We start from the raw sequence: 26531 nt of genomic DNA, 5'->3' as shown, positions 1-26531 counted from the left end.
GTCAAGTCCATGGACCATTGGTGGAAGGCGGGTTGTCATAAGTGTATAAGCCCCAGATGTCCGCACGTCTCATACCTTGGCGGGCCGAGGCGATGGCGATGCTGTCGCTTGGCTGGCCGCTGATTTTGACCAATTTGGCCCAGATCGCCATTGGCACCACCGACACCTTGATGATGGGGTGGCTTGGGCCGCACGAGCTTGCGGCCGGCGCCTTGGGAACCAACCTGTTCTTCGCCTTCTTCATTCCCGGCATGGGCCTGACGCTGGCCACGTCCCCGCTTTTGGCGCAGACATTGGGACGTGCCCGCCACAGCGTACGGGAATGCCGGCGGCTGACCCGTCAGGGCTTGTGGCTGGCGGTGGCCTATGTGGTGCCGTGCTGGGTTCTGCTGTGGCATGCCGAACCGCTTTTGCTGTTGTTGGGACAGGAACCCGATCTGGCTCATGCCGCCGGTGCCTACATGCGGGCCCTGCAATGGAGTCTGTTGCCGGGGCTGTGGGTGATCGTGCTGCGCTCTTTGCTGGCAGCCAAGGAACGCCCGCGCGCCGGCATGGTCGTCACCTGGGTGGCGGTGGTGGTGCATGTGGGCTCCAACTGGCTGTTGATGTTCGGCCATTGGGGATTTCCGCGTATGGGGGTGGTCGGGGCCGGGGTGTCGTCGACCTTGTCGTTTTCGTTCATGGCATTGGCGCTGTTCGTCTTTTTGTATTGGGACCGTCATTTCCGCCGGTTCCATGTCCTGGGCCATTGGTGGCGGGCCGATTGGGCCAAGTTCCGCGAACTGGTCCGAGTCGGCGTGCCCATGGCCCTGGCCATGGGGTTCGAGGTTACCGGCTTCAACGTGGCGGCCCTGCTGATGGGATTGATCTCGGCCGATGCCTTGGCGGCGCATGCCATCGCGCTTCAGGTGGCGTCGATCACCTTCATGGTGCCGTTGGGGCTGTCCCAGGCGGCGACCGTGCGGGTGGGACTGGCGGCGGGGGCGTGCGACCCGGTCGGCGTGCGCCTGGCTGGCTGGATGGCGCTGACCTTGGGAGTGGGTTTCATGGGATGCACCGCCATCGTCCTGTTGACCGGGGGCGGCGTCATCGCCGGCCTGTTCCTGGATGCCGGCCGTGCCGATTCCGTGGCGGCGACGCAGTTGGCGGTCGGCTTTTTGGCGGTGGCCGGGCTGTTCCAAGTGGTGGACGGGGCCCAGGTGGTCGGTTCCGGTGCGTTGCGCGGCCTCAAGGACACCAAGGTGCCCATGCTGTTCGCCGGTTTCGGCTACTGGTTGATCGGCATTCCGCTGGGGGCCGCGTTGGCGTTCTGGGCCGGGCTGGGCGGCGTGGGCATCTGGGTCGCCCTGGCGGTCGGGTTGGGCATCGTCGCCAGTCTGATGGTGGGGCGTTGGAGCATGCGTGAACGCTTGGGCCTGGTTAACGTCCGTTCCACTTGACCCCTGGTGTGGGCAGGACTTGGCGCGGCTTCATTCGGCCGCGTCTCGCCCCGGATTTTTCCCGCACCATTGCGGACAGACGAAATCCGCCTGGGTCATCATCGCCAGACGGGGGTCGGGGGCGTCCAGCAGCCGGGCCCGGCAACGACCGCGAACCGGCGCACCGTCGCTGTCGCGGGGTATCCAAAACACGCAGGTCGCGCAAACGCGCGTGGCAATCGTCATGGCTTTCGAAATCCGCTCATCCCGGCCGCCTTCGGCGGTCCGCCCCCAGGTCGCACTATGGGCTTTGTTACGCTTCCAAGTCTCAAACAGCCCGTGAACGGTCGCGCAACGAACGGCAACGGCCTTTATCGCGAGGGGCCTCGACTCTGAGGTGGGGCGCCCCTTTCGGGCATCGCGATGCAAGGCGCGGCGATTTCCTCTTCCGGCGACATCCGTGGCGGCGGACAATGATTGGAAAACCGGTCGGGAGGACCGCCATGCCCCAGCCGACGGAACCCGTCGTCGTCCGCCATTTCCGCCACATCCTGTTGTGGCCGTTGCAGTTGATGCCGGCCGCCGACGGCCGACAGGTTCTGCGCCATTGGGAACGGCTTGGCGACACCGACAGCCCTTGGGTGCCGGTCGAGGACGAGTTCGGTGCCGCCGATGGTTTGCGGCCGCGTCATTACGGCGAGTTCGTCACCTTCCTGCCGGCGGTGCAGCGTTTTCTATACGGCGAGGGGCGGGGGGACGACGCCTCTGTCCGGGTGTTCCGCCGTGGCGACGTCGCCCGCGTGCGGCTGGGCTTGAAACAGGGGGCGGCGCCGATCGAGCTGACGGTCGCTCATATAGACCTCTATTTCTTTCACGACATCGACGTGGTGATCCTGACCGCCGAGGTGTTCGCCGATGATCTGGATTTGGCGGTGGTTCAGGAAATCCTGTTCCGGTTCGGACGGTCTTATCCCGCCAGTTGGGACGAGGACGGTTCGGGCAGTCATTGCCCGGCTTCGGTCGAGTGGTTGGATGCCGCCGGAATGGTGCTGACGCAAGCCGATTACACCGACCGGAGCAGGTATCTGGATTTCGTCGGCCAAGAGCGGGCGGCGGCTATTTCCGCCGATTGGGAATACCTGTTGGCGCCCCTGGTCCACCATGCCGGCAAGCGCGCGGGGGCATTGCGGTTCCGCCAGTTGGAATACGACCGCATGCCGGTGATGTCGTTTCTGGCGGTGGACGATCCCGGCCGGCTGTCGCGGGGCGATTTCGTGCGTCTGGCCCTGGCCACCCGCTCGGGGCCGTCCGACCGCTTGCCGTTCTCGGCGACCTCGCTACGCCGGTTCGAACATGAGTTTTGTTACGACCGCTACTGGAATACCGGCGATCCCGAGGTCGCGAACACCCGGTTGCTGTGTTCCGGCCATGCCTTCGTCATGGTGGGCGAGGTCGGACGGCGCTTCGTCACCGATTCGGAAAGCGGGCTGTTGGCCCAGTTCCGCCACCAATATTTCCTGGTCGGCTTGATCGCCCATTTCCACAAGGCGGCCCTTCTGATGTTTGGCGACCGTCTGGGCGGCGCGGTCAGCCGGTTGGACATCCGCGACGCCGACAGCGTCAAGGCGTTCAAGCGCACCATTCGCACCACCTTCGAAACCTTCCTGCGCTTCACCCATCGTTGCTGGTTCCACGAGGTGTCGATCCAGGCTCCGGCCAAGGCGCTGTTCGGGTTGTGGCGGGGGCATCTGGGGACCGATCCGCTTTACGATACCCTGCGCCGCGAGGTGCAGGACATGGCGCAATACCTGGACAGCGACGGTTTGCGCCGTCAGGCCAACACCGTGGTCCGGCTGACGGTGGTCACCACCTTCGGGCTGATCGCCACGGTGACCACCGGCTTTTTGGGCATGAACCTGCTGGCGGCGGCCGACGATCCCTTGCCCGAACGGGTGGTGTGGTTCCTGTTGGCTTTTGCCGGAACCACTCTGTTGACCCTTTACACCCTGATGATCTCCAAGCGGTTGTCCGACATGCTGGAAATGCTGTCGGACGAACGCTTGCCGTTGCGGCTTAAGCTGGCGGTTTTCGCGCGGGCGTGGAAATTCGGGTTCAGTCGTCCGGCGAAGGAGGTGTCGGGTGTCAAGGGCCGCGAATTGTAATCAGAAGTCGTCTGATATAGGCTGCGCTCGGCGAGGGGGAGGCAGTGCATGGCGAAAGGCGGTCTCGGCCTGAGAGGGCGCTTGTTGGTCGTGGTGTTCATCGCCGTGCTGCCGGCCTTGGGTCTCATCATCTACAACACCGACACCGTGCGCCGCTCGGCCAGCGAGCGCAGTGCCGAATCGGTGTTGCAGATCGCCCGTGTGGTCGCCGCCAGCCAGCGCGACCTGGACCGTCAGACCCGGACCCTGGTCGGATTCCTGGCCCGCGATCCGGCGGTGCTGTCCCAGGATCGCGTCGCCTGTTCCGCCCGCCTGGCGGAACTGCTGTTCAATGCCGTCAGCGATGCCGACAGTTTTTTCAATTTCGCCGCCATCGACATGAACGGCGACATCGTCTGCGCCGCCCGCAGCGGCCCGCCCGAACGCATGCATGTGCGCGACCGCGCCTATTTCCATCAGGTCGTGGAACGTCAGGCGCTGGTGACCGGCGAGTACATCTTCGGCAAGATCATCAACGCTCCGATCATTCCGGTGGCCGGTCCCATCTTCAAGGATGGCCGGATGCAGGGCGTGATGCTGGTCAGCGCCAACTTGGCCTGGGTCATCAAGACGCTGGCGCCGCGTCTGCCGTCGGATGCGGAGCTCAGGCTCTATGACAGCCAGGGCATCATCCTGGGTCAGGTTCCCAACCACGAGGCGGCGGTGGGCGGCACAGACCCGGTCTTCCATCAGGTGCTGGCGGGGGGGGACGAAGGAACTTTCCGCCACGGCACGGGACGGGAGGAACGGCTGGTGGCTTACAGCCGCCTGCCCTATGGCGAGCATTCTTTGTATGTGACGGTGTCGCGTCCGACGGCCATGGTCTTCGCCGATGCCGATTCCGCCCTGCGCGGCGGCTTGCTGGCGCTGTTGGCGGCGACCGTGGCGGTGCTGCTGTCGGCCTGGGCTTTCGGCAATTCGCTGATCTTGCGCTCGGTGTCGGCGTTGACATGTGCGGTGCGGCTGATGGCCGGCGGTCACCTTGGGGCGCGGGTCAAGGTCGATCGTCAGGACGAGATCGGCGAATTGGGCGAGGCCTTCAACGACATGGCCCGCGCGCTGGAACAAAACGCCCATGAGGCGGAAGCGCGCGAGGTCGCGCTGCAACAGGCCAACCGGGCCAAGAGCGATTTCGTCGCCACCATGAGCCATGAGATCCGTACCCCCATGAACGGTATCCTTGGCATGGCACGGCTGATCGCCCAAGGTCCGCTGACCGAGGAACAGCGTGGTCAGATGGGGGCGTTGACGTCGTCGGCCGAGGCGTTGCTGACCATCATCAACGATATCCTCGATTTCTCGAAGCTGGAGGCCGGGCGCGTCGAGTTCGAGGATGCCCCCTTCAGTCTGGTCCGCGTGTTCGAAGGCGTGGTCGGGCTGTTGAAACCGCGCGCGGCGGAAAAGGGGCTGGAGCTCAACTGGAACGTCGATCCTGGCTTGCCGCAATGGATCAGCGGCGATTCCGGGCGGTTGTGGCAGGTCCTGCTCAATCTGACCGGCAACGCGGTCAAGTTCACAGACAGCGGTCATGTCACCTTGCGCGCCACCGCCGAAGCGGCGGTCGACGGTCGGGTCGATGTGTTGTTCGAGATCGTCGACACCGGCATCGGCATCGATTCCGAGGCGAAAGCCCGGCTGTTCGAATCCTTCGTCCAGGCCGACGCCTCCATTTCGCGCCGGTTCGGCGGCACCGGGTTGGGACTGGCCATTTGTCGCCGGCTGGTCGAAGGTCAGGGCGGCGCCATCGGTGTGGACAGCCAGCCCGGACAAGGCAGCCGTTTTTGGGTGCGGCTGGCGTTTTCCCCCGCCGCCGGGCCGCCGCCGATGGACATGCCGCGCGTCATGGTGTCGGTGCCGCCGCTCGACATCCTGTTGGCCGAAGACAACCCGGTCAACGTGTTGGTGGCGCGCGGTCTTCTGGAACGCTGCGGCCATCGGGTCACCGTGGCCGTCGATGGTCGCGAGGCGGTGGCCCAGGCAGCCCACGGCAGTTTCGACCTGATCCTGATGGACATGCAAATGCCGGAACTGGACGGATTGGGGGCGACACGGGCCATCCGCCGGCTGCCCGGCCCGATGGCGGCGGTGCCGATCATCGCCTTGACCGCCAATGCCATGCCGGGCGACGCCGAACGGTGTCTGGCGGTGGGTATGAACGCCCATGTCAGCAAACCTATCGACCCCCATACCCTGTTCGAGACCATGGCGGCCCTGGTCCAGGGCGAGACGCCGCTGCCGCCCATGGTGAACGCCCGACAGTTCCGCGAATTGTCCGACCACATGGGGCCGGCGGCTCTAGGCGAACTGGTGCATCTGTTTCAGGCGACGGGGCAAGCCTCGGTCGATCGTCTGGCCGATCTGGCAGGCCAGGGGGATTTCGAGGCGTCACGTCAATGCGCCCACGACCTCAAGGGCATGGCCGGTTATTGGGGGGGGGAGCGGCTGTCGCAGCACGCCGCCGCCATCGAAAAGGCGGCGCGTGACCAGGACGTCATCCGGTTGCGGGCCCTGGCCTCGGGATTGGTGCCGTTGTGGCGCGAGACCCTGGACGAGGTGCGGCGCGGATTGGAGCGGGATACTGATTCTTAGATCCTATGTTCGCCGGCTGAAACGGCTGGCGAACATAGGGTCTAAAGCGCCACCAATTCGGGCCGGTGGCCGGTCGAGGCGAGAAAGGATCTGAAATCGGCGGTGCGAATGGTGGTGGTCATGGTGTTGCGCAATGGGTGATAGTTCAGCAGATCCTGCTCCATCATCCAGGCATCCAGCACCACCGAGACCTTGCGTTCGGCGTCGTTGATCAAGGCGAACGGCGTGACCGATCCCGGTTCGACCCCAAGCACCTGACGCAGCAATTCGGCCGAGCCGAACGACAGCCGGGCCGAGCCGATGCGGGCCGGCAGCCCTTTAAGGTCGATCCGGCGCTCGGCCGGGGCGACCACCAGCCACAGCTTTGCCTTGGCGTCCTTGAGGAACAGGTTCTTGCAATGCACGCCGGGGATGCCGTTCCAGATGGCGTTGCCCTGTTCGACGGTGAAGGCGGCCTCGTGGTGGTGGGTGGTGACCGCGATCCCCAGGTGTTCCAGATGGGCGAACAGGTCTTGGGGGGTGGCGGCCATGGCGGTTTCCGTGGGGGACGAAAGAAAACACTCCCGGCGACGGGGACGCCGGGAGTGTCAAGGATTTGGGGCTCAGGCGGCGCGGATGCCGTCGAGGAAACGGTCTACCGCTCCCTCCAGCGATTCCGCGCCATGGGACAGTCCTTCGGCCTCGGCCAACAGCCCGTCGGCGGCGCGGCCGGTGTCGCTGGCGGCGGCCCGCACTTCGGTGACGTTGTCCGAAACGTGGCGGGTGCCCATGGCCGCTTCTTGGGTGTTGCGCGAGATTTCGCGGGTGGCGGCGCCTTGCTGGGTGACGGCGGCGGCGACCGACGACGAGATTTCGCTGATCTGGTCGATCACCTTGGTCACGTCCTCGATGGCGGCGACCGCTTCGCGGGTCTGGTCCTGTACGGCGCTGATCTGGGTGCCGATTTCCTCGGTGGCCTTGGCGGTCTGGTTGGCCAGATGCTTGACCTCGTTGGCGACCACCGCGAAGCCCTTGCCGGCTTCACCAGCCCGCGCCGCCTCGATGGTGGCGTTCAAGGCCAACAGGTTGGTTTGGCCGGCGATGGCGCTGATCAGGGTCACCACCTCGCCGATGCGGCCGGCGGTCTGGGCCAGTCCGCGCACGATCTCCTCGGATCGCTGGGCGGTGGTGACCGCGCCCTGGGCGATGGCGCTGGAACGTTCCACCTGCGAGGCGATCTCGCCGATGGACGCCGACAATTCCTCGGTGGCGGCGGCCACCGAATCGACGTTCATGGTTGCCTGTTCGGCGGCGGCGGCCACGGCGGCCGAGCGTTCGGTGGCGGCCGAGGCGCTGGCGCTCATGCTTTGGGCGGTTCCCTTGAGGCTTTGCGCCGATTGCGCGACCTCGCCGACCACACCCTTGACCGAGCTTTCGAATTCCTGGGCCAGACGCTCCATCAGCCGCTTGCGTTCAGTCTCGGCCCGGCTTTGCGCTTCTGCCTGTTCCGCTTCCAACCGCTTCATGGCCAGGGCGTTATCCTTGAACACCTGCACCGCGTGGGCCATGGCGCCGATTTCGGCGCCCTGGTCACGGGCCGGGACTTCGACGTCCAGACGGCCTCCGGCCAGATCGTGCATGGCGGTGGTGAGCGTACGCACCGGGACGGCGATGGCGCGCGCGCCGATCCAGGCCAGCACCAGCACCAGGGCCAGGATCACTCCGATCTGGGCCAGATGTTCCAGGATCTGCTCCCGCACCTGGGCCCGCACGTCGTCCATGTAAAGGCCCGACCCGACCATCCAGTTCCAGCCGGGAACCGCCTGGACGAACGACACCTTGGGCAAGGGTTCGTTCGATCCCGGCTTGTTCCATTTGTAATGGACGGTGCCCGAGCCTTTGGCGCGTGAGACGTCGACCATCTGCTTGAAGAAGTTCTGGCCATCGGCATCCTTGAGGTCGAGCACGGTCTTGCCCACCAGCTTGGGGGCGAAGGGGTGCATGATCATCAAGCCGTCAAGGTCGTTGACCCAGACGTATTCCTGTCCCTGATAGCGCAGCATGGAAAGCGCGGTGGCCGCCGCCGACTTCGCGGCCGCCTCGTCCATCTCACCCTTGGCGGCACGTTGCTGGTAGCCGGCGATGATTGCGTGGGCGCTTTCGACCACCGAGCGAACCTGTTGTTCGCGTCCCTCAAGCAGGATGTGGGAGGCGTCGCGCAGCAATTGGGCGACGCTGATGGACATGCCCACCAAGGCAACCGCCACGATGACGGCCAGACGGCCCGCCACCGGCATGCGGCGGAAAAACGTGCTCATTCCCGGAACCCCTACAAGACGCTTCGGCATTCGATGTATGCGGGGCGGAATTTAACACCACCGTTGAATTGTACGAAGAATTTTATGGATTATGGCGACAACCCGGCCCCGGCCCGCGACGCGGGACCGGGACCGGGGGGCTTCGTTTCTTGTTCAGGCCGCGCGAATAGTACCCAGGAACTGTTCCACCGCCTGCGACAGCGAGCTTGCCTCGGTTGCCAAGGACTCGGCCTGGACCAGCAGCGTACCGGCGGAACGACCGGTTTCCACGGCCGCCGCGCGCACGCCGTCGACGTTTTCGGACACGTTCTGGGTGCCCATGGCCGCTTCCTGGGTGTTGCGCGAAATGTCGCGGGTGGCCGCGCCCTGTTCCTCGACGGCCGCCGCGATCGAGCCGGCGATCTCGTTGACCTCGCCGATCACCTGCGAGATGGCGGCGATGGCCGTTACCGCCTCGCCGGTGGCCTGTTGCACGCCGGCGATCTGGCTGGTGATCTCTTCGGTGGCCTTGGCGGTCTGGGTGGCCAGATGCTTGACCTCGCCGGCGACCACCGCGAAGCCCTTGCCGGCTTCGCCGGCCCGCGCCGCCTCGATGGTGGCGTTCAGCGCCAACAGGTTGGTCTGGGACGCGATGTCGGTGATCAGCCCCACCACCTGGCCGATGCGGTTGGCCGCTTCGGCCAATCCGCGCACGATGGCGTCGGTCCGTTGGGCGGTTTCCACCGCCTGTTCGGCGATCGAGCTTGAACGGTGCACCTGGATCGAGATTTCGTCGATGGAGGCGGAAAGCTGTTCCGTGGCCACCGCCACGGTCTGGACGTTGGCGCTGGCCTCTTCGGCGGCGGCGGCGACCATGGCGGAACGTTGCGAGGCTTCGTCGGCCGCCGAGTTCATGTCCTGGGCCGTGCCCTTGAGCGACGAGGCGGATTGCCCGACCTGGGACACCACTTCCTTGACCGATGCCTCGAAGTCGTCGGCCAGTTGCAGCATCAGCGTCCGCCGTTCGGCGGCGGTGCGAGCCTGGGCTTCGGCCTGTTCGGCCTCAAGCCGTTTCATGGCCAGGGCGTTGTCCTTGAACACCTGCATGGCCTGGACCATGGCGCCGATTTCCGCGCCTTTGTCGCGGTCGGGAATCTCGGTGTCCAGACGGCCCTCGGCCAAAAGGTTCATGGTGGCGGTCAAACGGCCCAGCGGCTTGGTCAGCGAGTGCGCGATCCACCAGCACAGAGCCATCAGCACCGCGACACCGGCGGCGGTCAGGGTGCCGCGCTGGATGGCGCGAGCCATGATCGCCTGACGAACGTCATCGACGTAGATGCCCGACGAAATCAGCCAGTTCCACTGCGGGAAAACCTTGAAATAGGTGATCTTGGGCTGGGGCTTGGCGGCGCCGGCCTTGGGCCACATGTAATCGACCACGCCCTCGGCGTGGGTCGTGGCCATTTCCAGCATGTCGCGCAGGAACAACTTGCCGTTGGCGTCCTTGAGCTCGGCCATGTTCTTGCCGACCAGTTCGGCCTTGGGATGCGCCAGGGTCATGCCCGAACGGTCGTTGATGAAGACGTATTCGCTGCCGTCATAGCGGATGGCGGCGATCGCCGCCTTGGCCTGTTCCTGGGCCTGTTCCTCGGTCAGCGTGCCGCGTGCCGCCATGTCGGCGTAATGGGCGGCGACGGAGTGGGCGGCTTCGATGACGTTGCGGACCTTGGCTTGGCGGGCGGCGTAGGTTTCGTCTGCCATGTTGACCATCTCGCCGGCGAAGGCCAGCGCGAAACCAACCAGCGACAGCACTACGATGGACCACAATCTTAGACCGATAGGCAACCTGTGGATGAGGTGCGGCATGGTCGCCTCCCGTTTTTATCTATCCATAAAGTATAGGGCATTGGCGACGGATAATCCTACGGTGCCTATGGTTAATACCCCCTATCCTGTTGGGGGCCCGGCACCTTCGATAGTCGGAGGTTCGGCTTCCTTGCGCCACATTCCTGCGCTAGCATCTTCGCCTCACCAGGAGAAGCGGGCATGGGCGGCTGGCAGTTCTGGATCGATCGTGGGGGCACCTTCACCGACATCGTGGCGCGACGCCCCGATGGCGGATTGGCGACGGCCAAGCTGTTGTCGGAAAATCCCGAGCAATATCAGGATGCGGCCCTGGCCGGCATCCGCCGCTTTCTTGGCGTCGCTGAGGGCGATCCCATTCCGCCGGAAAAAGTGGCGGCGGTGAAGATGGGCACCACGGTCGCCACCAACGCATTACTGGAACGCAAGGGGGAACGGATCCTTTTGGCGGTAACCAAGGGATTCGCCGACCTGTTGGCCATAGGCACCCAGAATCGCCCCGATCTGTTCGCCCGGGCCATCCGCCTGCCGGACATGTTGTACGAGCGGGTGGTCGAGGTGCCCGAGCGTACGGGGCCGCGCGGCGAGGTGTTGTGCGCGCTCGATCTGGCGCAGACCGCCGCCGACCTGATCGAGGCCTATGAAGCGGGCATCCGCAGCGTCGCCGTGGTGTTGTTGCATGGATACCGTTACCCGGAACACGAACGCGCCGTCGGCAGGCTGGCGCGCGAGATCGGCTACACCCAGGTCAGCCTGAGCCACGAGGCCAGCCCGTTGATGAAGGCGGTGGGGCGCGGCGATACCACGGTGGTGGACGCCTATCTGTCGCCGATCCTGCGCCGCTATGTGGACCGGGTGGCCGGCCAGCTTGGCGGCACGCGGCTGATGTTCATGCAAAGCTCGGGCGGGTTGACCGACGCCCGGCGGTTCCAGGGCAAGGACGCCATCCTGTCGGGGCCGGCGGGCGGCGTGGTCGGTGCGGTCAAGACGGCCGCCATGGCCGGCTTCGACCATCTGATCGGCTTCGACATGGGCGGCACCTCCACCGACGTCTGCCATTATGACGGCGAATACGAACGCAGTTTCGACACGGTTGTCGCCGGTGTGCGGCTGCGTGCGCCGATGATGCGCATCCACACGGTGGCGGCCGGTGGCGGTTCGATCCTGCATTATGACGGCGCCCGATTCCGGGTCGGCCCCGATTCCGCCGGCGCCAATCCCGGTCCGGCCTGTTACCGGCGCGGCGGGCCGCTGACGGTGACCGACTGCAACGTCATGGTCGGCAAGCTGCGGCCTGATTTCTTTCCGGCGCTGTTCGGTCCCGACGCCAACCAGCCGTTGGACAAGGTGGCGGTTCGCGAAGGCTTCGCCGCCCTGGCCGCTGAAATCGGTGACGGCCGCACCCCGGAACAGGTGGCCGAGGGCTTCCTGTCCATCGCCGTGTTGGGCATGGCCAATGCCATCAAACAGGTCAGCGTGGCGCGCGGCTATGATGTCACCCGCTATACTCTGGCCTGTTTCGGCGGGGCCGGTGGCCAGCATGCCTGTCTGGTGGCTGACGCTTTGGGAATGGACACGGTGTTCCTGCATCCGCTGGCCGGGGTGCTGTCAGCCTATGGCATGGGGCTGGCCGACTTGCGGGTGCTGCGCGAGCGGGCGATCGAGGCGGTTCTGGACGACGATGCCCACAAGGCCATGTGCCGCGCCTTCGCCGACCTCGAGGCCGAGGCGCGGTGCGAGCTGGAACGCCAAGGCGTCGAACGTGCCGACATGACCGGCACCCGGACCGTGTTCCTGAAATATCAGGGATCGGATACCGCCTTGCCGGTCGATGCCGCCGACCTGGACCGTCTGGCCCAGGCGTTCGCCGCCGCCCATCACGCTCGTTTCGGTTTCGTCATGGATGGCCGGCCGCTGGTGGTCGAGGCGGTGGGAATCGAGATGGCCGGTGGTGGCGAAGACTTGGCCGAGGCCGAGTTGCCGACGACGACAACCCAACCCGACGCCATGGCGCAAGAGCGCTTCTTCAGTGGCGGCCAATGGCATGACGCGTTGATTTTCGACCGGGAACGCCTGTGTCCGGGGCAAAGCGTGGATGGGCCGGCGATCATCACCGAGGCCACGGCGACGACCGTAGTTGAGCCGGGCTGGCGGGCCGCCATGAATGCCCGGCGCCATCTGGTCCTGACCCGTGTCGTTGCTAGGCCGCAACGATTTGCCGCCGGCACCCGTGTCGATCCGGTGTTGCTTGAGGTGTTCAACAACCTGTTCATGAGCGTCGCCGAACAGATGGGGGCGGTGCTGGCCAACACGGCGCATTCGGTCAACATCAAGGAACGGTTGGATTTCAGTTGCGCGGTGTTCGACGCCGAAGGCGGTCTGGTGGCCAACGCGCCCCATATTCCCGTGCATCTGGGCAGCATGGGGGAAAGCGTGCGGGCCATTCTGCGCAGCCGCGCCGGAAGCTTGCGGCCCGGTGATTCCTTCGCCCTCAATTCGCCCTATGCCGGCGGCACCCACCTGCCCGACATTACCGTGGTCACCCCGGTCTTCCACCAAGGGGCCGTCAGGTTCTTCGTTGCCAGTCGCGGCCATCATGCCGATATCGGCGGGGTTACGCCGGGCTCGATGCCGCCCGATTCCACCACCATCGACCAGGAAGGCGTGCTGATCGACGATTTCCAACTGGTCAAGGATGGCCGCTTCCGCGAAGCCGAGTTGCGGGAATTGCTGGCCGGCGGCCCCTATCCGGCCCGCAACCCGCGCCAGAACGTCGCCGACCTGCAAGCGCAGTTGGCGGCCAACGAAAAAGGCGCGGCCGAGTTGTTGCGCATGGTTGATCTGTTCGGATCCGAAACGGTTGCCGCCTACATGAACCATGTCCAGGACAATGCCGAGGAATCGGTGCGCCGGGTTCTCGCCCGGCTTGAGGACGGCGCGTTCGCGGTCGAGATGGACGACGGTGCCGTCATCAAGGTTCAGGTGCGGGTGGACAAGGCGGCGCGGCGCGCCACCATCGACTTTACCGGCACCAGCGCCCAGCGGCCGGGAAACTCCAACGCGCCGACGGCGATCACGCGGGCGGCGGTGCTGTACGTTTTCCGCTGTATCGTCGACGACGCCATTCCGCTGAACGAAGGCTGCCTCAAGCCGCTCGAGATCATCGTACCGCCGGGATGCATGCTGGCGCCCCAACCGCCGGCGGCGGTGGTGGCGGGTAACGTGGAAACCAGCCAAGCCCTGGTGGATTGCCTGATGGGGGCGTTGGGTGTGATGGCGGCCTCCCAGGGCACCATGAACAACCTGACCTTCGGCGACGACCGCTACCAATATTACGAAACCATCTGCGGCGGGGCTGGGGCTGGGGCCGATTTCGACGGCGCCAGCGCGGTCCAGACCCATATGACCAACTCCCGCCTGACCGATCCCGAAGTGTTGGAATGGCGTTTCCCGGTTCTGGTGGACGGTTTCGCCATCCGCCGCGGTTCGGGGGGCGAGGGGGCACATCGCGGTGGCGACGGCGTGGTACGCCGGCTCAGGTTCCTGGAACCCATGACCGCCGGAATCCTTTCCAACCGGCGGCGGGTGGCGCCATTCGGACTGGCCGGCGGCGGCAACGGCCTGCCGGGCCGCAACAGCGTCGAACGCGCCGACGGCACGGTCGAGGTGTTGGGCGGCACCGCGCTGGTCGAGATGGCGCCGGGCGACGTGTTCGTGATCGAGACGCCGGGCGGCGGCGGCCATGGCCGGCAACAGGTTTGACAGGTTCAGCGAGGTGAACGGGGAATGATCAAGCACATCGTGTTCTGGCGCATGAACGGCGAGAGCTCGGCCGAGCGGCACGCTCAGGCCCTGGAAATCAAGCAGGCGCTGGAGGCGCTGAACGGTCGGATCCCCGGTTTGCTGCGTCTCGAGGTGGGGATCGACGTCAGCGGTGCCGCCGACGCCGCCGACGTGGTCTTGTATTCCGAGTTTTCCGACCGCGCCGCGCTCGAGGCCTATCATCACCACCCCGAACACGAAAAAGCCGCTCCGGTGGTGCGGGCGGCGCGATGCGAACGGCGGGTGGTGGATTACGAAGCCTGAAGCTTAAAAGGGGCGCAACGACAAGGCGTTTCCAGGGCCTGTCGGTGCACCCCTTCGTCCGCTTCCGAAAAAGCGGCGCGGATAAGATTAAGCCTGTCGCGGGGGTGATGGAAAGGGTGTTTTTGCATCGCAGCATTCTCAAACGGCAATGGCAGCGCCTTGCCGCTCCGTCTCTGGCCGCTTAAGGTCGGGCGGAAACAAAGGATGCGATCATGGACGACGACGACGAAATTCCCTCGGGCCCGGTGCCCGGTGCCCGCCTGGATGCCTTGCGCGCCATGCTGGCGGCGCGTGGGCTTTCGGGGTTCGTGGTGCCGCGTGCCGACGAACATCAGGGCGAATACGTCGCCCCCAATGCCCGCCGTCTGGCATGGCTGACCGGCTTCACCGGTTCGGCCGGCATGGCGGTGGTGCTGGCGACCCAGGCGGCGGTGTTCGTGGATGGCCGTTACACCCTTCAGGTTCGGGCCGAGGTGGACACCGAACGGTTCGAACCGGTGCATCTGGTGGATTGCCCGCCATCGCGCTGGCTGGCCGATCGGCTGCGGGCCGGCGACCGCCTGGGTTATGACCCGTGGCTGCATACCGCCGATCAGGTCGAGGCGTTGCACAACGCCGCCGAACGGGCTGGGGCCGTGCTGGTGGCCTGTCTGGACAATCCGCTGGACGCGGTGTGGAACGAACGGCCGCCGCCGCCGGTCGCCCCCCTGGCCGTCCATGCCATGACCTTCGCTGGTCGGTCGTCGCAGGAAAAGCGGGGCGACATGGCGGAAATCCTGCGTGCCGACCGGCTTGACGCCGTCGTGCTGACCGACCCCAGTTCCATCGCCTGGTTACTGAACATCCGAGGCGGCGACGTGCCCTATACGCCGCTGCCGCTGTGCTTCGCCTTGCTTTACGCCGATGGTCGGGCGGCGCTGTTCGTGGACGACGCCAAACTGAGTGATGCGGTCCGCGACCATCTGGGGCCCGAGGTGGACATTCGCCAGCCGTCCGAGTTGCCGGCGGCGTTGGACCTTCTGGCTGGCAAGCGGGTGCGGGTTGATCCGAATGCGGCGGCTTCGGCGTTCTTCGACCGCCTGTCGGCGGCCGGCGCCCAGGTGGATCGCGGCGCCGACCCGTGCGTGTTGCCCAAGGCCTGCAAGAATCCGGTGGAACTGGCCGGGGCGCGGGTCGCCCATCTGCGCGACGGCGTGGCGGTGGTCCGTTTCCTGGCATGGTTGGAGGGGCGCGCGGGCGTGGACGAACTGGCCGCCGCCGCCCGACTCGAGACGTTGCGTGCCGAGGGCGAGCATTTTCGCGGCCTGTCCTTTCCCACCATCGCCGGTTCGGGGCCGCACGGCGCCATCGTCCATTACCGGGCCACGCCCGCCAGCAATCGCACGCTGCTTCCTGGCGAACTGTTCTTGCTGGATTCCGGGGCGCAATACCTGGACGGCACCACCGACATCACACGAACCGTGTTCGTGCGCGGGGGCGGACGGGAACCAGGGCCAGAGGAACGGGAACGTTTCACCCTGGTTCTGAAGGGCCATGTGGCGATCTCCCGCGCCCTGTTTCCCACAGGAACCACCGGCAGCCAGCTTGACGTGCTGGCGCGTCAGCCGTTGTGGCGGCACGGGCTGGACTATGACCACGGCACCGGCCACGGTGTCGGCTCGTTCCTGTCGGTGCATGAGGGGCCGCAGCGCATTTCCAAGCTGGGGGTGGGCGCGGCGGCGTTGAAGTCTGGAATGGTGCTGTCCAACGAGCCCGGATATTACAAGTCCGGCGCCTATGGCATCCGCACCGAAAACCTGCTGGCGGTGGTCGCGGCGGACGGACCGCCAGGGGGCGAGCGCGAGCTTTTGGCGTTCGAGACCCTGACCCTGGTTCCCTATGATCGGGCGCTGGTCGTTCCCGATCTGTTGGATGCCGAGGAACGGGCCTGGGTGGACGCCTATCATGCACGGGTCGAGGCGACCTTGGCGCCGTTGCTGGACGATGCCACCCGGACATGGCTGGCCGGCGCCTGCGCGCCGCTTTATTGACCCTCGCCGGGCGCGCCCATCTGGGCGCTTGGCCGCGCCCTCAACGGCCGCTTTATTGACCCGGCATGGAGACTTCTCCATGCCGGGTCAATAGCTATTCGCTGTAGCCGGCGGCGCGGGCGAATTCGGCGGTGACGAAATCCATGGTGTTGCGATGGTTCATCAGCCATTGCGGCAACGCGCGGGTGAAATATTCGTCTTGTTGGTCGCCGCCGGCTAAGCGCTCGCGGACCTGGGCCAATTCGGCCAGGACGCGCTGGTGTTCGCCCTGATGACATCCCAGGGCGAAAAAGCCGACCTTGCCCATCAACACCTCTTCGCGGGCGAAATGGTCGCGGCAATGGTCGATGAAATGGTCCAACTGGACCAGACGATCCTGCCCCGAGGCCTGGGCCATGGCGTTGATGGCGTTTGCCGCTTCTGTATGGTCGTGGTCCATGAAAGCCACTCCCACGTTCAATCCGTCATGCCATTCGATCACCGACATCGTGCCCATTCCTCACCAAGTCCCGCCGGGGCGGCATAATGCCGAAATGCCGCTATAGGTGGCAATAAAATACCTATTTGTTTTGTGGTTACCGTGGGTGCAAGAAACGCAAGGCTTGCCCGGAACGTTGCGCACAATGCCTTATCCCTTGGGGGCACGACTTGCTACCAACGCGCCCACCGCTCGTCTGGTTGCGTGGTTGGGCATGCTCGGCGGGTGATGCACAATGACCTTGTCATCGACCGCCAGGGGGGCGCGACCATGGCCGAACAAGAACACCGTCATTGCTTGAACCGATTGATTTCCATCACTGGTCTGGCCGAGGGGATGGACCATCGGCAGCTTGCGGCGGCTGTCGACGAGGCTCTGGCCTGTAACGGCCGCCGGGCCTGTTCGTCGCATCTGGCCTGTTCCTGGCTGGCGGCCGACCTGGCCGCGTCGCTGGCGAAACGCTATCGCTAGCGTTTATCACCTATTCACGGCGCGTAGCAAAAGTGGTTTACCTGGAGATGCTATGAACGGCTTCTCAGCCAGGCAGGAACCATGAAAGACCATCTTCATCGGATCAGGGCGGCCAATGTGCTGCGTGCCCACGAGGGCGCTGATCGCCGCCAGTATCAACGGTTCGAAGACCACGGTATCATGGCTCGGATCGGCGACAAGCTGCTTGAGGTCCATGACGTTTCCGTGGGCGGCATGCGGGTCGGGCGGATCGATGCCGTGATCGGGGCCGAGTTGGGCCTGACGCTGTTCCCGCGGGAAGGCCGCCAGTTGGAGCTGTCGCGGGCCATGACGGTCCGGGGCGAGGTGGTGGGGCATACCGGGCAATGGACCCGGTTGCGTTTCGTCACCGTCTCTTACACCCTGGCCAAGTTCCTGATCCAGCATCTGGCCCGTCGCCATGGGGTCGAACCTTATATCTTCAAATGAACGCCCCATGCTTTCGGAAGAGAGGGGGCGGAAAAGGTCTGTCATCCCATCGCCCGTTCGTCGTGGCGGGGGCGTCCGTGCTGTGATGGTCGCGTGGTGTTGCTCCCTTCGGGAGGCGAAGCATGGAATGGACCATTAGCTCGACTGATCGCAATTGGTTGGAATTGGCCGACATCCTGCGTCGGGAATGGCAGGGTTCCGCCATCGACCGCCAGCGCGCCCTTGATTTGGCGGCGCGCCTGGGCCCCAACTGTCCCGACATGCGGCACACCCTGACCCACTTGTGCGGCCGTCTGGGGTCGCCGACACATTGAAGGCGACCTCATCGAAGGGTTGCCTTGCCATGGCGAGCGTGGGAGCATCTTCCTTCCCAGGGGGGAAGGGGAAACAACGCCATGCGCCGTCTTGCCGCTATCGTCGCCGTTGCCCTGTCGTCAGTCGCCGCGCCAGCACTCGCGGATGGTTTGCCCGCTGACTTCGTCAGGCTGCGCGAGGTCGATCCCACCATTAATCAGGACATGCGCTATGTGGGGGCGCACAATTTCGTCGGCCGCCCCATTGACGGCTACGTCAACGGCGAATGCTGGCTGACCCGTCCCGCCGCCCTGGCGCTCAAGGGGGTTCAGGACGATCTGCGGGCCTTGGGGCTGGGGCTTATCGTGTTCGAATGCTATCGCCCGCAACGGGCGGTGAACCATTTCGTCCGCTGGGCGCGCGACGTGAATGACATTGTGACGCAGGCGGAATTCTATCCGGGTGTGGACAAGCGCGATCTGTTCCGGCTGGGCTATATCGCCGAACGCTCGGGCCATTCGCGCGGCTCGACCGTCGATGTCACCTTGACCGGTCCCGGCGCCTTGCCGGCCCAAAGCTATCGGCCGGGGCAGCCGTTGGTGGCCTGCACCGCGCCCTATGGTTTGCGTTTCGCCGATGGCGGTTTGGATCTGGGGACCGGCTACGATTGCTTCGATCCGTTGTCGCACCCCGCCTCGACCGAGGTCACGGCCACCGCCCAGGCCAACCGCAAGCTGCTGGCCGAAGCGATGGCGGCGCGCGGTTTCGGCGGCATCCCCGAGGAATACTGGCACTTCACCTATCGGCCCGAGCCCTATCCCGACAGCTATTTCGACGTGCCGGTGGAATAGGGGATGCTCAGCCGCCGAACAGGGCGGCGTAACGCTCGGGCTTGAAACCGGCCTCCAGGATGTCGGGGCCTTCCAGGATCGGGCGCTTGATCATGCTGGGTTGGGCCAGCATCAAGGCGATGGCCTTGGTCTCGTCCAGGTCGCTCCGCGCGTGCTCGGGCACCTTGCGAAAGGTGGTGCCGGCGCGGTTCAGCACCTTTTCCCAGCCTAAGGAGGCGCACCAGCGTTCCAGGTCGGAACGGTCGGCGCCGTCCTTCTTGTAATCGTGGAAGGTGTAGGCGACGGCATGGGCGTCCAGCCAGGTGAGCGCCTTCTTCATGGTGTCGCAGGCCTTGATGCCGTGGATGACGACGGTCATGAACGGCTACTCCCGATAACTCAGCCTGATCTTGGCCGCCGCCTCGCGGGCCGCCCGGCGGGCGGTGTCGGTGTCGCCCTCGCGGGCCAGCGCCAGGGCGACGCCCATGCGGCGATAGGGCCGGGTGGTCGGCTTGCTGAAAATACGCACGTCCACGTCGATGCCGGCAACGGTGGGGATCAACGCCTCGGCCAGGCCGGACACGGTGAAGTCATGGGCTTCGCGGTCCGCCAGGATCACCGCCGAGGCGGCGGGACCGTGCTGGGTGATGGACGGGATGGGCAGACCCAGGATGGCGCGGGCATGCAGGTCGAACTCGGTCAGGTTCTGCGAGATCAGGGTGACCATGCCGGTGTCGTGCGGGCGCGGCGACAATTCGGAAAAGATCACCTGTTCGCCTTTGACGAAGAACTCGACGCCGAACAGGCCGAACCCGCCCAGATTGTCCACCACCGCCTTGGCCTGACGCTGGGCCTCGGCCACGGCGGCCGGGGCCATGGCGGTGGGTTGCCAGCTTTCCTGATAGTCGCCGCGTTCCTGGCGGTGGCCGATGGGATCGCAGAACACCACGCCGTCGCGGGTGCGGACGGTCAAAAGGGTGATTTCGTAGTCGAAGTCGATGAAGCCTTCGACAATGACCCGCTTGCGGTCGCCGCGCATGCCGGCCACGGCGTATTCCCAGGCGGAAACGGCGGCGCTTTGGTCGCGCACCACGCTTTGCCCCTTGCCCGACGACGACATCACCGGCTTGACCACGCAGGGCACGCCGATCTCGGTCACCGCCGCGCGCATCTCCTCCAGCGTTTCGGCGTAAAGGTAACGAGAGGTCGGCAGCCCCAGTTCGGTCGCCGCCACCTCGCGGATGCGGTCGCGGTTCATGGTCATCAGGGTGGCCCGTGCCGACGGCACCACGGCGAAGCCCTTGTCCTCGAAGTCCTTCAGGATCTCGGTGCGGATGGCCTCGACCTCGGGGACGATCAGGTCGGGTTGGTGACGTTCGATGGCGGCGGCCAGGGCGGCGCCGTCCAGCATCGAGAACACCTCGGCCTGATCCGCCACCTGCATGGCCGGAGCATGGGCATAGGAATCGCAGGCCACCACATGGGCGCCCAGGCGCTTGGCGGAAATCACGAATTCCCGTCCCAGTTCGCCGGAACCCAACAGCAATATCTTGGCGATGGCGGCCATGGTCCTTGTCCTCCAGAGTGCCTGCACGCGTCCAGCCTTATAGTGGCAGTTGGCGGGGGCGGTCGAACGCAAAATACGGGTGGTGTTGAGTCCTCTCCGGTGCCTTGGTATGATTGTCCAGCTCTGGCGGAGCTGAACGGTCCTTGGCCGGAAAACTACTTGCTCCGAATCGGGACGGTCTCCCCGACAAGGGCAAGCCATGTCAGATCATCCCACCCTGCACCTGTCCGTCGAAGCCGCCTATGATCGCTGGGCCGGACTTTATGACGATTACGACAATCCCATGCTGTTCGTCGCCGGCCACGCGGTCGCTTCGTTGGCTCCCTTGGCGGCCGGTGGCAGCGTGTTCGAGTTCGGCTGCGGCACCGGGCGCAATCTGGCTCTATTGAAACATCTTGGGGCGGAACGTCTGTCCGGTTGCGATTTGTCGAAGGGCATGTTGGCCCAGGCCCGCCGGCGAGACCCGGCTTTCACCTTGATCCGCCACGATATGGAGCAGCCGCTGCCCGCAGCGGCGGCGACAGGCGCCGATCTGGTGCTGTTCTGTCTGGCGCTGGAACACGTGGGGGATTTGCGCCCGCCCTTGGCCCAGGCCCGGCGCCTGCTGCGTCCCGGGGGGCGGGTCGCCATCGTGGAAATCCACCCCTCGCTGGCCATTGGCGGGGTGGCCGCGCATTTCGTTGCCGAGGGGATGGAAGTGCGTATGCCGGTAGCGGCCCATGGCTTCGACGAGTACCGGGATGCTTTTGCCGAAACGGGGCTGGTGCCGCTCCAGTGCCGCGACTGGTGCCCTCGCGATCTGCCACCGCCGCTGCCGTTCAAGGTGAGCCGGCGGGGGCCGGATATCCCTTTGGCTGTCCAGTTCATCCTGGGGGGCCGCACGACGGAAAATGGCTAATCGTCGGTCACCCTTATTCCATCCCAACATATGGAATCACACGATGGGATATCAGGCCCAGCCTCTCCCCACAGCAAGAAGGCGCCTCGCGGCGCCCTCTCATCCAAGCTAAGTGATTGAAAATTCATTCCCATTCAATCGTCCCCGGCGGCTTGCTGGTCACGTCGTAGGTCACGCGGTTGATGCCCTTGACCTCGTTGATGATGCGGTTGGCCACGCGGCCCAGGAAGGCCATGTCGAAGGGGTAGAAATCGGCGGTCATGCCATCGGTCGAGGTGACGGCGCGCAACGCGCAGGCGTAGTCATAGGAGCGGCTGTCGCCCATCACGCCGACGGTGCGCACCGGCAACAGCACGGTGAAGGCCTGCCAGATGGCGTCATAAAGGCCGGCGTTGCGGATTTCCTCGAGATAGATGGCGTCGGCCTTCTTGAGGATTTCCAGCTTGTCGCGGGTGATGTCCTGGCCGGGGATGCGGATGGCCAGACCCGGTCCGGGGAAGGGATGGCGGCCGACCATTTCCTCGGGCAGGCCCAGTTCACGGCCCAGCGCGCGAACCTCGTCCTTGAACAATTCGCGCAAGGGCTCCACCAGCTTCATGTTCATGCGCTCGGGCAGGCCACCGACATTGTGGTGGCTCTTGATGGTGACGCTGGGGCCGCCGATCACGCTGACCGATTCGATGACGTCGGGGTACAGCGTGCCCTGGGCCAGGAAGTCGGCGCCGCCCACCTTCTTGGCCTCTTCCTCGAACACGTCGATGAACAAGGCGCCGATGGTCTTGCGCTTCTGTTCCGGGTCGGTCATGCCGGCAAGCCGGCCCAGGAACAGCTCGGAGGCGTCCTTGTGCACCAGATTGATGTTGAAGCGGTCGCGGAACACGCTCACCACCTGTTCGCTTTCGCCCAGGCGCATCAGGCCGTGATCCACATAGACGCAGGTCAACTGGTCGCCGATGGCTTCGTGGATCAGGGCGGCGACCACGGACGAATCGACGCCGCCCGACAGGCCGCAGATCACCCGGCCCTTGCCCACCTGGGCACGGATCTTCTCGATGGCCTGTTGCTTGAAGGCGGCCATGGTCCAGTCGCCGGTGCAGCCCGCCACGTCGTGGGTGAAGTTCTTCAAAAGCTGGGCACCGTGCGGGGTGTGCACCACCTCGGGGTGGAACTGCACGGCATAGAAGCGGCGGTCGTCATTGGCGATGGCGGCATAGGGCGCGCCCTCGGACACCGCCACGGCGCGGAACCCCTCGGGCAGCTTGGTGACGCGGTCGCCGTGGCTCATCCACACCTGTTCGCGGCCGCCCCTGGCCCACACGCCATGGAACAGCGCACAATCTTCCTTGATGTCCACATAGGCGCGGCCGAATTCGCGATGGTCGCCCGGCTCGACCTTGCCGCCCAACTGCTCGCACATGGTCTGCTGACCATAACAGATGCCCAGAACGGGGACGCCGAAGCTCCACACCGCCTCGGGGGCACGGGGGCTTCCTTCCTCGGTCACGCTGGACGGGCCGCCCGACAGGATGATCGCCTTGGGGCCGAAGGCGGCTAGGCTGTCGGCGGTCACCTTGTTGAACGGGTGAATTTCGCAATAGACGCCGCTTTCGCGCACACGGCGCGCGATCAGCTGGGTCACCTGGCTGCCGAAATCGAGGATGAGGACGCGGTCGGTCATGGACAAAGGCCTTTGGCGGAATTGGGAAAAGCGCGCGGAGCGGACTTTAGCGACGCCGTCGCGGCGGGGCAAGCATCGCCCGCTTGCGCGCGGTCAATTCGGCCATGCACGATCCGCGCTAAACTGACATCATCAACCGTCGGAGTGTCGTCATGCGTCCGCTGTTCGTGTTCTTGCCCGTTTTGGCCGTGCTGTTGTCGGGGTGCTACGAGACTCGTGCGCCGGTGGTGACCAACGGCGTGCGCGCCGAGGCGATGAAGGACGGACGCTGGCGCCGCGCCGATGGCAGCGAATTGGTGCTGTCGTGGAACCAGGCCGATTCCGCCTATCGCGTCGACGCCGGTGGCGAGGTGCGGCTGGCCCCGCTGGGCGCGCTGTGGCTGGCCGATTACCAGGCCGAGCGCAACGTGGTGTTGTTGGCCCGCCTGAGCAAGGATCAGGTTGTGTTGCTGGAACCCACCCCCGAGGTCGAGGCCAAGCTGATCGCCGCCCATGGTCTGGGCGTGCACCCCGGCCCGGTGAACCGCCTGTCCGGCGACCCGGCCGAGTTGCGGCGCTTCCTTGGCGACCTGGCCAAGCTGGAGGGGGCGGGCGTCCTGCGCGAGGCCGAGCGGCTGACCTGGGTCGGGCCGTCGTGATCTGTCACATTCCTGCAACTTGAGCCTGGGCGTGCTTCGGCGGATATAACCAGGGATCCGCCAGCAAGAGGACGCCGTGAGCCTGTCCGTGCCATCGGGCGCCGCCTCCACCCTTGAAGAGGCCGGCATCGTCTACGCCTTCGCCGTGAAAGACGGCCGGGCCACGCCTTTCCGCGCCTCGGGCCTGGAGGCGGCCGCCCGTGACGCCGACTATGTCTGGCTGCACGTCAATCTGGCGACCGAACCGGGGCGGCAATGGGTGTTGCGTCATTCGGGACTGGCGCCGCAACTGGCGGCCACCTTGCTGGATCGCAACGAGGACGTGGGCGCCCAGGTGTTGGGCAACGGCTGTCTGATCATCCTTGAGGACCGGTTGCGGGAGTTCGATGCTGCCGTCCAGGAATTGGGCGACCTGCATCTGTGGTTGGCCCCGGATCGGCTGATCACCGCGCGGTGGCGGCCGCTGGCCGCCACCGACCGCTTGCGCTTCCGCCTTGAAGTGGGGGCGGCACCGGGCAGTTCGCCGGCGCTGTTCCTGGCGCTTCTGGAAGAAAGCATCGCCGACATCGAGGCGGTGGGGCGCAAGATCCGCCGCCGTTTCGACGTGCTCGAGGATCTGGTGCTGGACGACGAACTGGACGGCGTCGCCGGTGAACTGGGCGCCATCCGCCGCGACGCCATCAAGCTCAGGCGGCGGGCCATGCCGTTGCGGCTGTTGCTGGCCCGCGCCCAGAACGCGCTGCCCCCTTGGGTCAAGGACGACGAGGGCGAACGCTTCGATCCGCTTTTGACGCGGGTCGAGCGCGCCATCGGCGACCTTCAGGAATGCGTCGAGCAATCGCGGCTGCTGCACGAAGAATTCTCGGCCCGCAACGGCGAACGGTCCAGTCGCAACCTCTACATCCTGTCGGTGCTGTCCACGATCATGCTGCCGCTCAATCTGGTCGCCAGCATCTTCGGCATGAACGTCGCCGGTCTGCCCGGACTGCATGACGGCTGGGCGTTCTGGTGGGTGCTGGCCGGCATGGCGGCGGTAGCGGTGGCGGTGGTGGTGTACTTCAGGCGCAAGGATTGGGTTTAGGCCATCAGGCTGTCGGCGGCGGCGCGGGCCTGGTCGGTGACGGTTTCGCCGGCCAGCATGCGGGCGATTTCCTCGCGCCGTTCGTCGCGCGCAAGCTCGGCGACGCCGGTCAGCACCTTGCCGGCCTCGACCTCACGCTTGGACACCTTGTAGTGCTGGCGGCCGCGTGCCGCCACCTGCGGCGAGTGGGTGACCACCAGCACCTGCAAATCGGTGCCCAGACGGGCCAGACGCTCGCCCACGGCGGCGGCGACGGCGCCGCCGATGCCGGAATCCACTTCGTCGAAGACGATGGTGGGGGTGGGCGAGGTGCGGGCCAGCACCACTTTCAGCGCCAGCATGAAGCGCGACAGCTCGCCGCCCGAGGCGATCTTGCCCAATCCCGACGGCGGCGCGCCGGGGTTGGTGGACACCAGGAATTCCACGGAATTGAGACCGTCCGGCCCCCAGCCGTTTTCCTCCAGCGTGACGACGCCAGTGGTGAAGCGGGCCTTGTCCAGTTTCAGCGGCGGCAGTTCGGCGGCCACCGCCACGTCCAGCCGCCCGGCGGCCTCGGCGCGTAGCTTGGACAGGGCACGAGCGGCCTCCACATAGGCGGTGCGGGTGGCTTGTTCGGCCTTGGCCAGCTTGGCCAGATCGTCGCCGCCGCCATCCAGCGCCGCCAGCTTGGCGGCCAGATCGGCCTTGAGCGCGGCCAACTGGTCCACCTCGATCATGTGCTTGCGGGCGGCGGCGCGCAGGGCGAACAGCCGCTCCTCGACCTTTTCCAGATGGCGCGGGTCCATGTCGATGTCGGCCGAGACGTGTTCCAACTGGCCGACCGCCTCGGCCGCTTCCACGGCGGCGCGGTCCAGGGCGGCGATCACCGGCTCCAGCTTGCCCTCGGCCAAGGACGCCACACGCTCCAGGCTGCGCTGGGCGCTGCGCAAGGATGCCTCGACCTCGCCCTTGGCGCGCAGGGCGGCCATGGCGGTGTTCATGGCCTCGACCAGCTTCTCGCCATGCTGCAACAGGGCACGGCTGGCCGCCAGTTCGGCATCCTCTCCGGGCTTGGGGTCCAGGGCCTTCAACTCGTCATGGGCGTGGCGCAGGGCCTCTTCCTCGGCCCGCGCCCGCTTCAGGGTTTCCTCGGCCTCGGTGCGGGTCTTGGCGGCGGCTCGCCACGCATCCCAGGCGGTGCGGGTGGCGCGGCGGGCCTCGCCCGAGGCGGCGAAGGCGTCCAGAACCGACAGATGGGTGGCGGGGTCCAACAGGCCGTGGCTTTCGAACTGGCCGTGGATTTCCACCAGTTCGTCGCCGACCTTGCGCAACAACCCGACGCTGACCGGGGCGTCGTTGACATAGGCGCGCGAGCGGCCGTCGGCGGTGACCACCCGGCGCAGCACCAGCGGGCAATCGGCCACATCCATGTCCTGGGCGGCCAGCAACACGCGGGCGGGATGGAACGGCGGCGGGTCGAACTCGGCGATCACCGACAATTGCGGCGCACCGTGGCGCACCAGACCGGAATCGGCGCGCGCCCCCAGGGCCAGGGACAGGGAATCGAGCAAGATGGACTTGCCGGCGCCGGTCTCGCCGGTGAATACCGACAAGCCCGCCCCGAAACCAAGGTCGAGCTTTTCGATCAGGACGACGTCGCGGATCGACAGCGAAACCAGCATGGCC

General features: G+C 65.8%; 22 protein-coding genes. 13 read left to right on the top strand and 9 right to left on the bottom strand.

All coding sequences use genetic code 11. The features are described 5' to 3' along the window. Positions 1–56: 56 nt before the first annotated feature. Entirely contained in the window at positions 57–1439 is a 1383-nt protein-coding gene (locus G4223_RS14185; protein WP_205762518.1) for an MATE family efflux transporter, read from the top strand. Between the two features lie 30 nt (positions 1440–1469). Here G4223_RS14185 and G4223_RS14180 read toward each other — a convergent pair whose 3' ends face one another. Further along, positions 1470–1664, bottom strand: a complete 195-nt coding sequence (locus G4223_RS14180; RefSeq protein ID WP_163681041.1) for a hypothetical protein — start codon at positions 1662–1664, stop codon at positions 1470–1472. Between the two features lie 257 nt (positions 1665–1921). Here G4223_RS14180 and G4223_RS14175 point away from each other — a divergent pair, with 257 nt between their 5' ends. Further along, a complete protein-coding gene (locus G4223_RS14175) occupies positions 1922–3580 on the top strand; it encodes a hypothetical protein (protein ID WP_163681039.1) in 1659 nt (552 codons plus the stop codon). Positions 3581–3628: 48 nt separating this feature from the next. Continuing rightward, positions 3629–6208, top strand: coding sequence for an ATP-binding protein (locus tag G4223_RS14170; protein WP_163681034.1), 2580 nt, complete (start codon positions 3629–3631; stop codon positions 6206–6208). 41 nt (positions 6209–6249) lie between these two features. On the opposite strand, the gene G4223_RS14165 is transcribed toward G4223_RS14170, so the two are convergent. The 3 genes from G4223_RS14165 to G4223_RS20275 all read right to left on the bottom strand — a co-directional run bounded on the left by G4223_RS14165 (position 6250) and on the right by G4223_RS20275 (position 10350). Further along, positions 6250–6738 (bottom strand): prolyl-tRNA synthetase associated domain-containing protein, encoded by a 489-nt coding sequence (locus G4223_RS14165; protein ID WP_163681032.1) that lies wholly within the window; start codon positions 6736–6738, stop codon positions 6250–6252. A gap of 72 nt (positions 6739–6810) precedes the next feature. Beyond that, positions 6811–8505, bottom strand: coding sequence for a methyl-accepting chemotaxis protein (locus G4223_RS14160; RefSeq protein ID WP_163681029.1), 1695 nt, complete (start codon positions 8503–8505; stop codon positions 6811–6813). A gap of 153 nt (positions 8506–8658) precedes the next feature. Beyond that, entirely contained in the window at positions 8659–10350 is a 1692-nt protein-coding gene (locus tag G4223_RS20275; protein WP_163681027.1) for a methyl-accepting chemotaxis protein, read from the bottom strand. A gap of 180 nt (positions 10351–10530) precedes the next feature. Between G4223_RS20275 and G4223_RS14150 the strand changes: the two genes are divergently transcribed. The 3 genes from G4223_RS14150 (at position 10531) to G4223_RS14140 (ending at position 16463) form a co-directional block, all read left to right on the top strand. After that, positions 10531–14109 carry a hydantoinase B/oxoprolinase family protein gene (locus G4223_RS14150; protein WP_163681023.1) on the top strand — a complete coding sequence of 1193 codons (3579 nt, stop codon included), beginning with the start codon at positions 10531–10533 and terminating at the stop codon, positions 14107–14109. A gap of 24 nt (positions 14110–14133) precedes the next feature. Continuing rightward, positions 14134–14433 carry a Dabb family protein gene (locus G4223_RS14145; RefSeq protein ID WP_163681020.1) on the top strand — a complete coding sequence of 100 codons (300 nt, stop codon included), beginning with the start codon at positions 14134–14136 and terminating at the stop codon, positions 14431–14433. A 212-nt stretch (positions 14434–14645) separates the two neighbouring features. Continuing rightward, positions 14646–16463 (top strand): aminopeptidase P family protein, encoded by a 1818-nt coding sequence (locus tag G4223_RS14140; protein WP_163681018.1) that lies wholly within the window; start codon positions 14646–14648, stop codon positions 16461–16463. 94 nt (positions 16464–16557) lie between these two features. Here the strand turns inward: G4223_RS14140 and G4223_RS14135 are convergent, their stop codons facing one another. After that, entirely contained in the window at positions 16558–16950 is a 393-nt protein-coding gene (locus G4223_RS14135; RefSeq protein ID WP_241004123.1) for a bacteriohemerythrin, read from the bottom strand. A gap of 261 nt (positions 16951–17211) precedes the next feature. On the opposite strand from G4223_RS14135, the gene G4223_RS14130 reads away from it, so the two are divergent. The 4 genes from G4223_RS14130 (at position 17212) to G4223_RS14115 (ending at position 19025) form a co-directional block, all read left to right on the top strand. Beyond that, on the top strand, positions 17212–17412 hold the full coding sequence (locus G4223_RS14130) for a hypothetical protein (protein WP_163681012.1): 201 nt from the start codon (positions 17212–17214) through the stop codon (positions 17410–17412). Between the two features lie 81 nt (positions 17413–17493). Then, positions 17494–17880, top strand: a complete 387-nt coding sequence (locus G4223_RS14125; protein WP_163681008.1) for a hypothetical protein — start codon at positions 17494–17496, stop codon at positions 17878–17880. A gap of 122 nt (positions 17881–18002) precedes the next feature. Continuing rightward, entirely contained in the window at positions 18003–18194 is a 192-nt protein-coding gene (locus G4223_RS14120; protein ID WP_163681006.1) for a hypothetical protein, read from the top strand. Between the two features lie 81 nt (positions 18195–18275). Continuing rightward, positions 18276–19025 carry a M15 family metallopeptidase gene (locus G4223_RS14115; protein WP_163681004.1) on the top strand — a complete coding sequence of 250 codons (750 nt, stop codon included), beginning with the start codon at positions 18276–18278 and terminating at the stop codon, positions 19023–19025. 7 nt (positions 19026–19032) lie between these two features. On the opposite strand, the gene G4223_RS14110 is transcribed toward G4223_RS14115, so the two are convergent. Then, positions 19033–19383 carry an arsenate reductase gene (locus G4223_RS14110; protein ID WP_163680999.1) on the bottom strand — a complete coding sequence of 117 codons (351 nt, stop codon included), beginning with the start codon at positions 19381–19383 and terminating at the stop codon, positions 19033–19035. 6 nt (positions 19384–19389) lie between these two features. Further along, a complete protein-coding gene (purT, locus tag G4223_RS14105; protein WP_163680995.1) occupies positions 19390–20571 on the bottom strand; it encodes a formate-dependent phosphoribosylglycinamide formyltransferase in 1182 nt (393 codons plus the stop codon). Positions 20572–20770: 199 nt separating this feature from the next. Here purT and G4223_RS14100 point away from each other — a divergent pair, with 199 nt between their 5' ends. Beyond that, positions 20771–21469 carry a class I SAM-dependent DNA methyltransferase gene (locus tag G4223_RS14100; RefSeq protein WP_163680992.1) on the top strand — a complete coding sequence of 233 codons (699 nt, stop codon included), beginning with the start codon at positions 20771–20773 and terminating at the stop codon, positions 21467–21469. A gap of 124 nt (positions 21470–21593) precedes the next feature. Here the strand turns inward: G4223_RS14100 and guaA are convergent, their stop codons facing one another. Beyond that, positions 21594–23147: a glutamine-hydrolyzing GMP synthase gene (guaA, locus tag G4223_RS14095; protein ID WP_163680989.1), complete on the bottom strand. Its 1554-nt coding sequence runs from the start codon at positions 23145–23147 to the stop codon at positions 21594–21596. A gap of 152 nt (positions 23148–23299) precedes the next feature. Between guaA and G4223_RS14090 the strand changes: the two genes are divergently transcribed. Both G4223_RS14090 and G4223_RS14085 read left to right on the top strand, forming a co-directional pair. After that, positions 23300–23785 carry a hypothetical protein gene (locus tag G4223_RS14090; protein WP_163680973.1) on the top strand — a complete coding sequence of 162 codons (486 nt, stop codon included), beginning with the start codon at positions 23300–23302 and terminating at the stop codon, positions 23783–23785. Positions 23786–23861: 76 nt separating this feature from the next. Continuing rightward, positions 23862–24866 (top strand): CorA family divalent cation transporter, encoded by a 1005-nt coding sequence (locus G4223_RS14085; protein ID WP_163680970.1) that lies wholly within the window; start codon positions 23862–23864, stop codon positions 24864–24866. Here the strand turns inward: G4223_RS14085 and recN are convergent. Continuing rightward, positions 24863–26527 (bottom strand): DNA repair protein RecN, encoded by a 1665-nt coding sequence (recN, locus tag G4223_RS14080; RefSeq protein ID WP_163680967.1) that lies wholly within the window; start codon positions 26525–26527, stop codon positions 24863–24865. The two genes, G4223_RS14085 and recN, sit on opposite strands and share 4 nt — an antisense overlap. Between the last annotated feature and the right edge of the window lie 4 nt (positions 26528–26531).

Origin of the sequence: Magnetospirillum aberrantis SpK (assembly GCF_011022235.1) — a bacterium.
Taxonomy (GTDB): Bacteria; Pseudomonadota; Alphaproteobacteria; order Rhodospirillales; family Magnetospirillaceae; genus Magnetospirillum; species Magnetospirillum aberrantis.
This window is presented reverse-complemented; position numbering and strand designations above follow the sequence as displayed.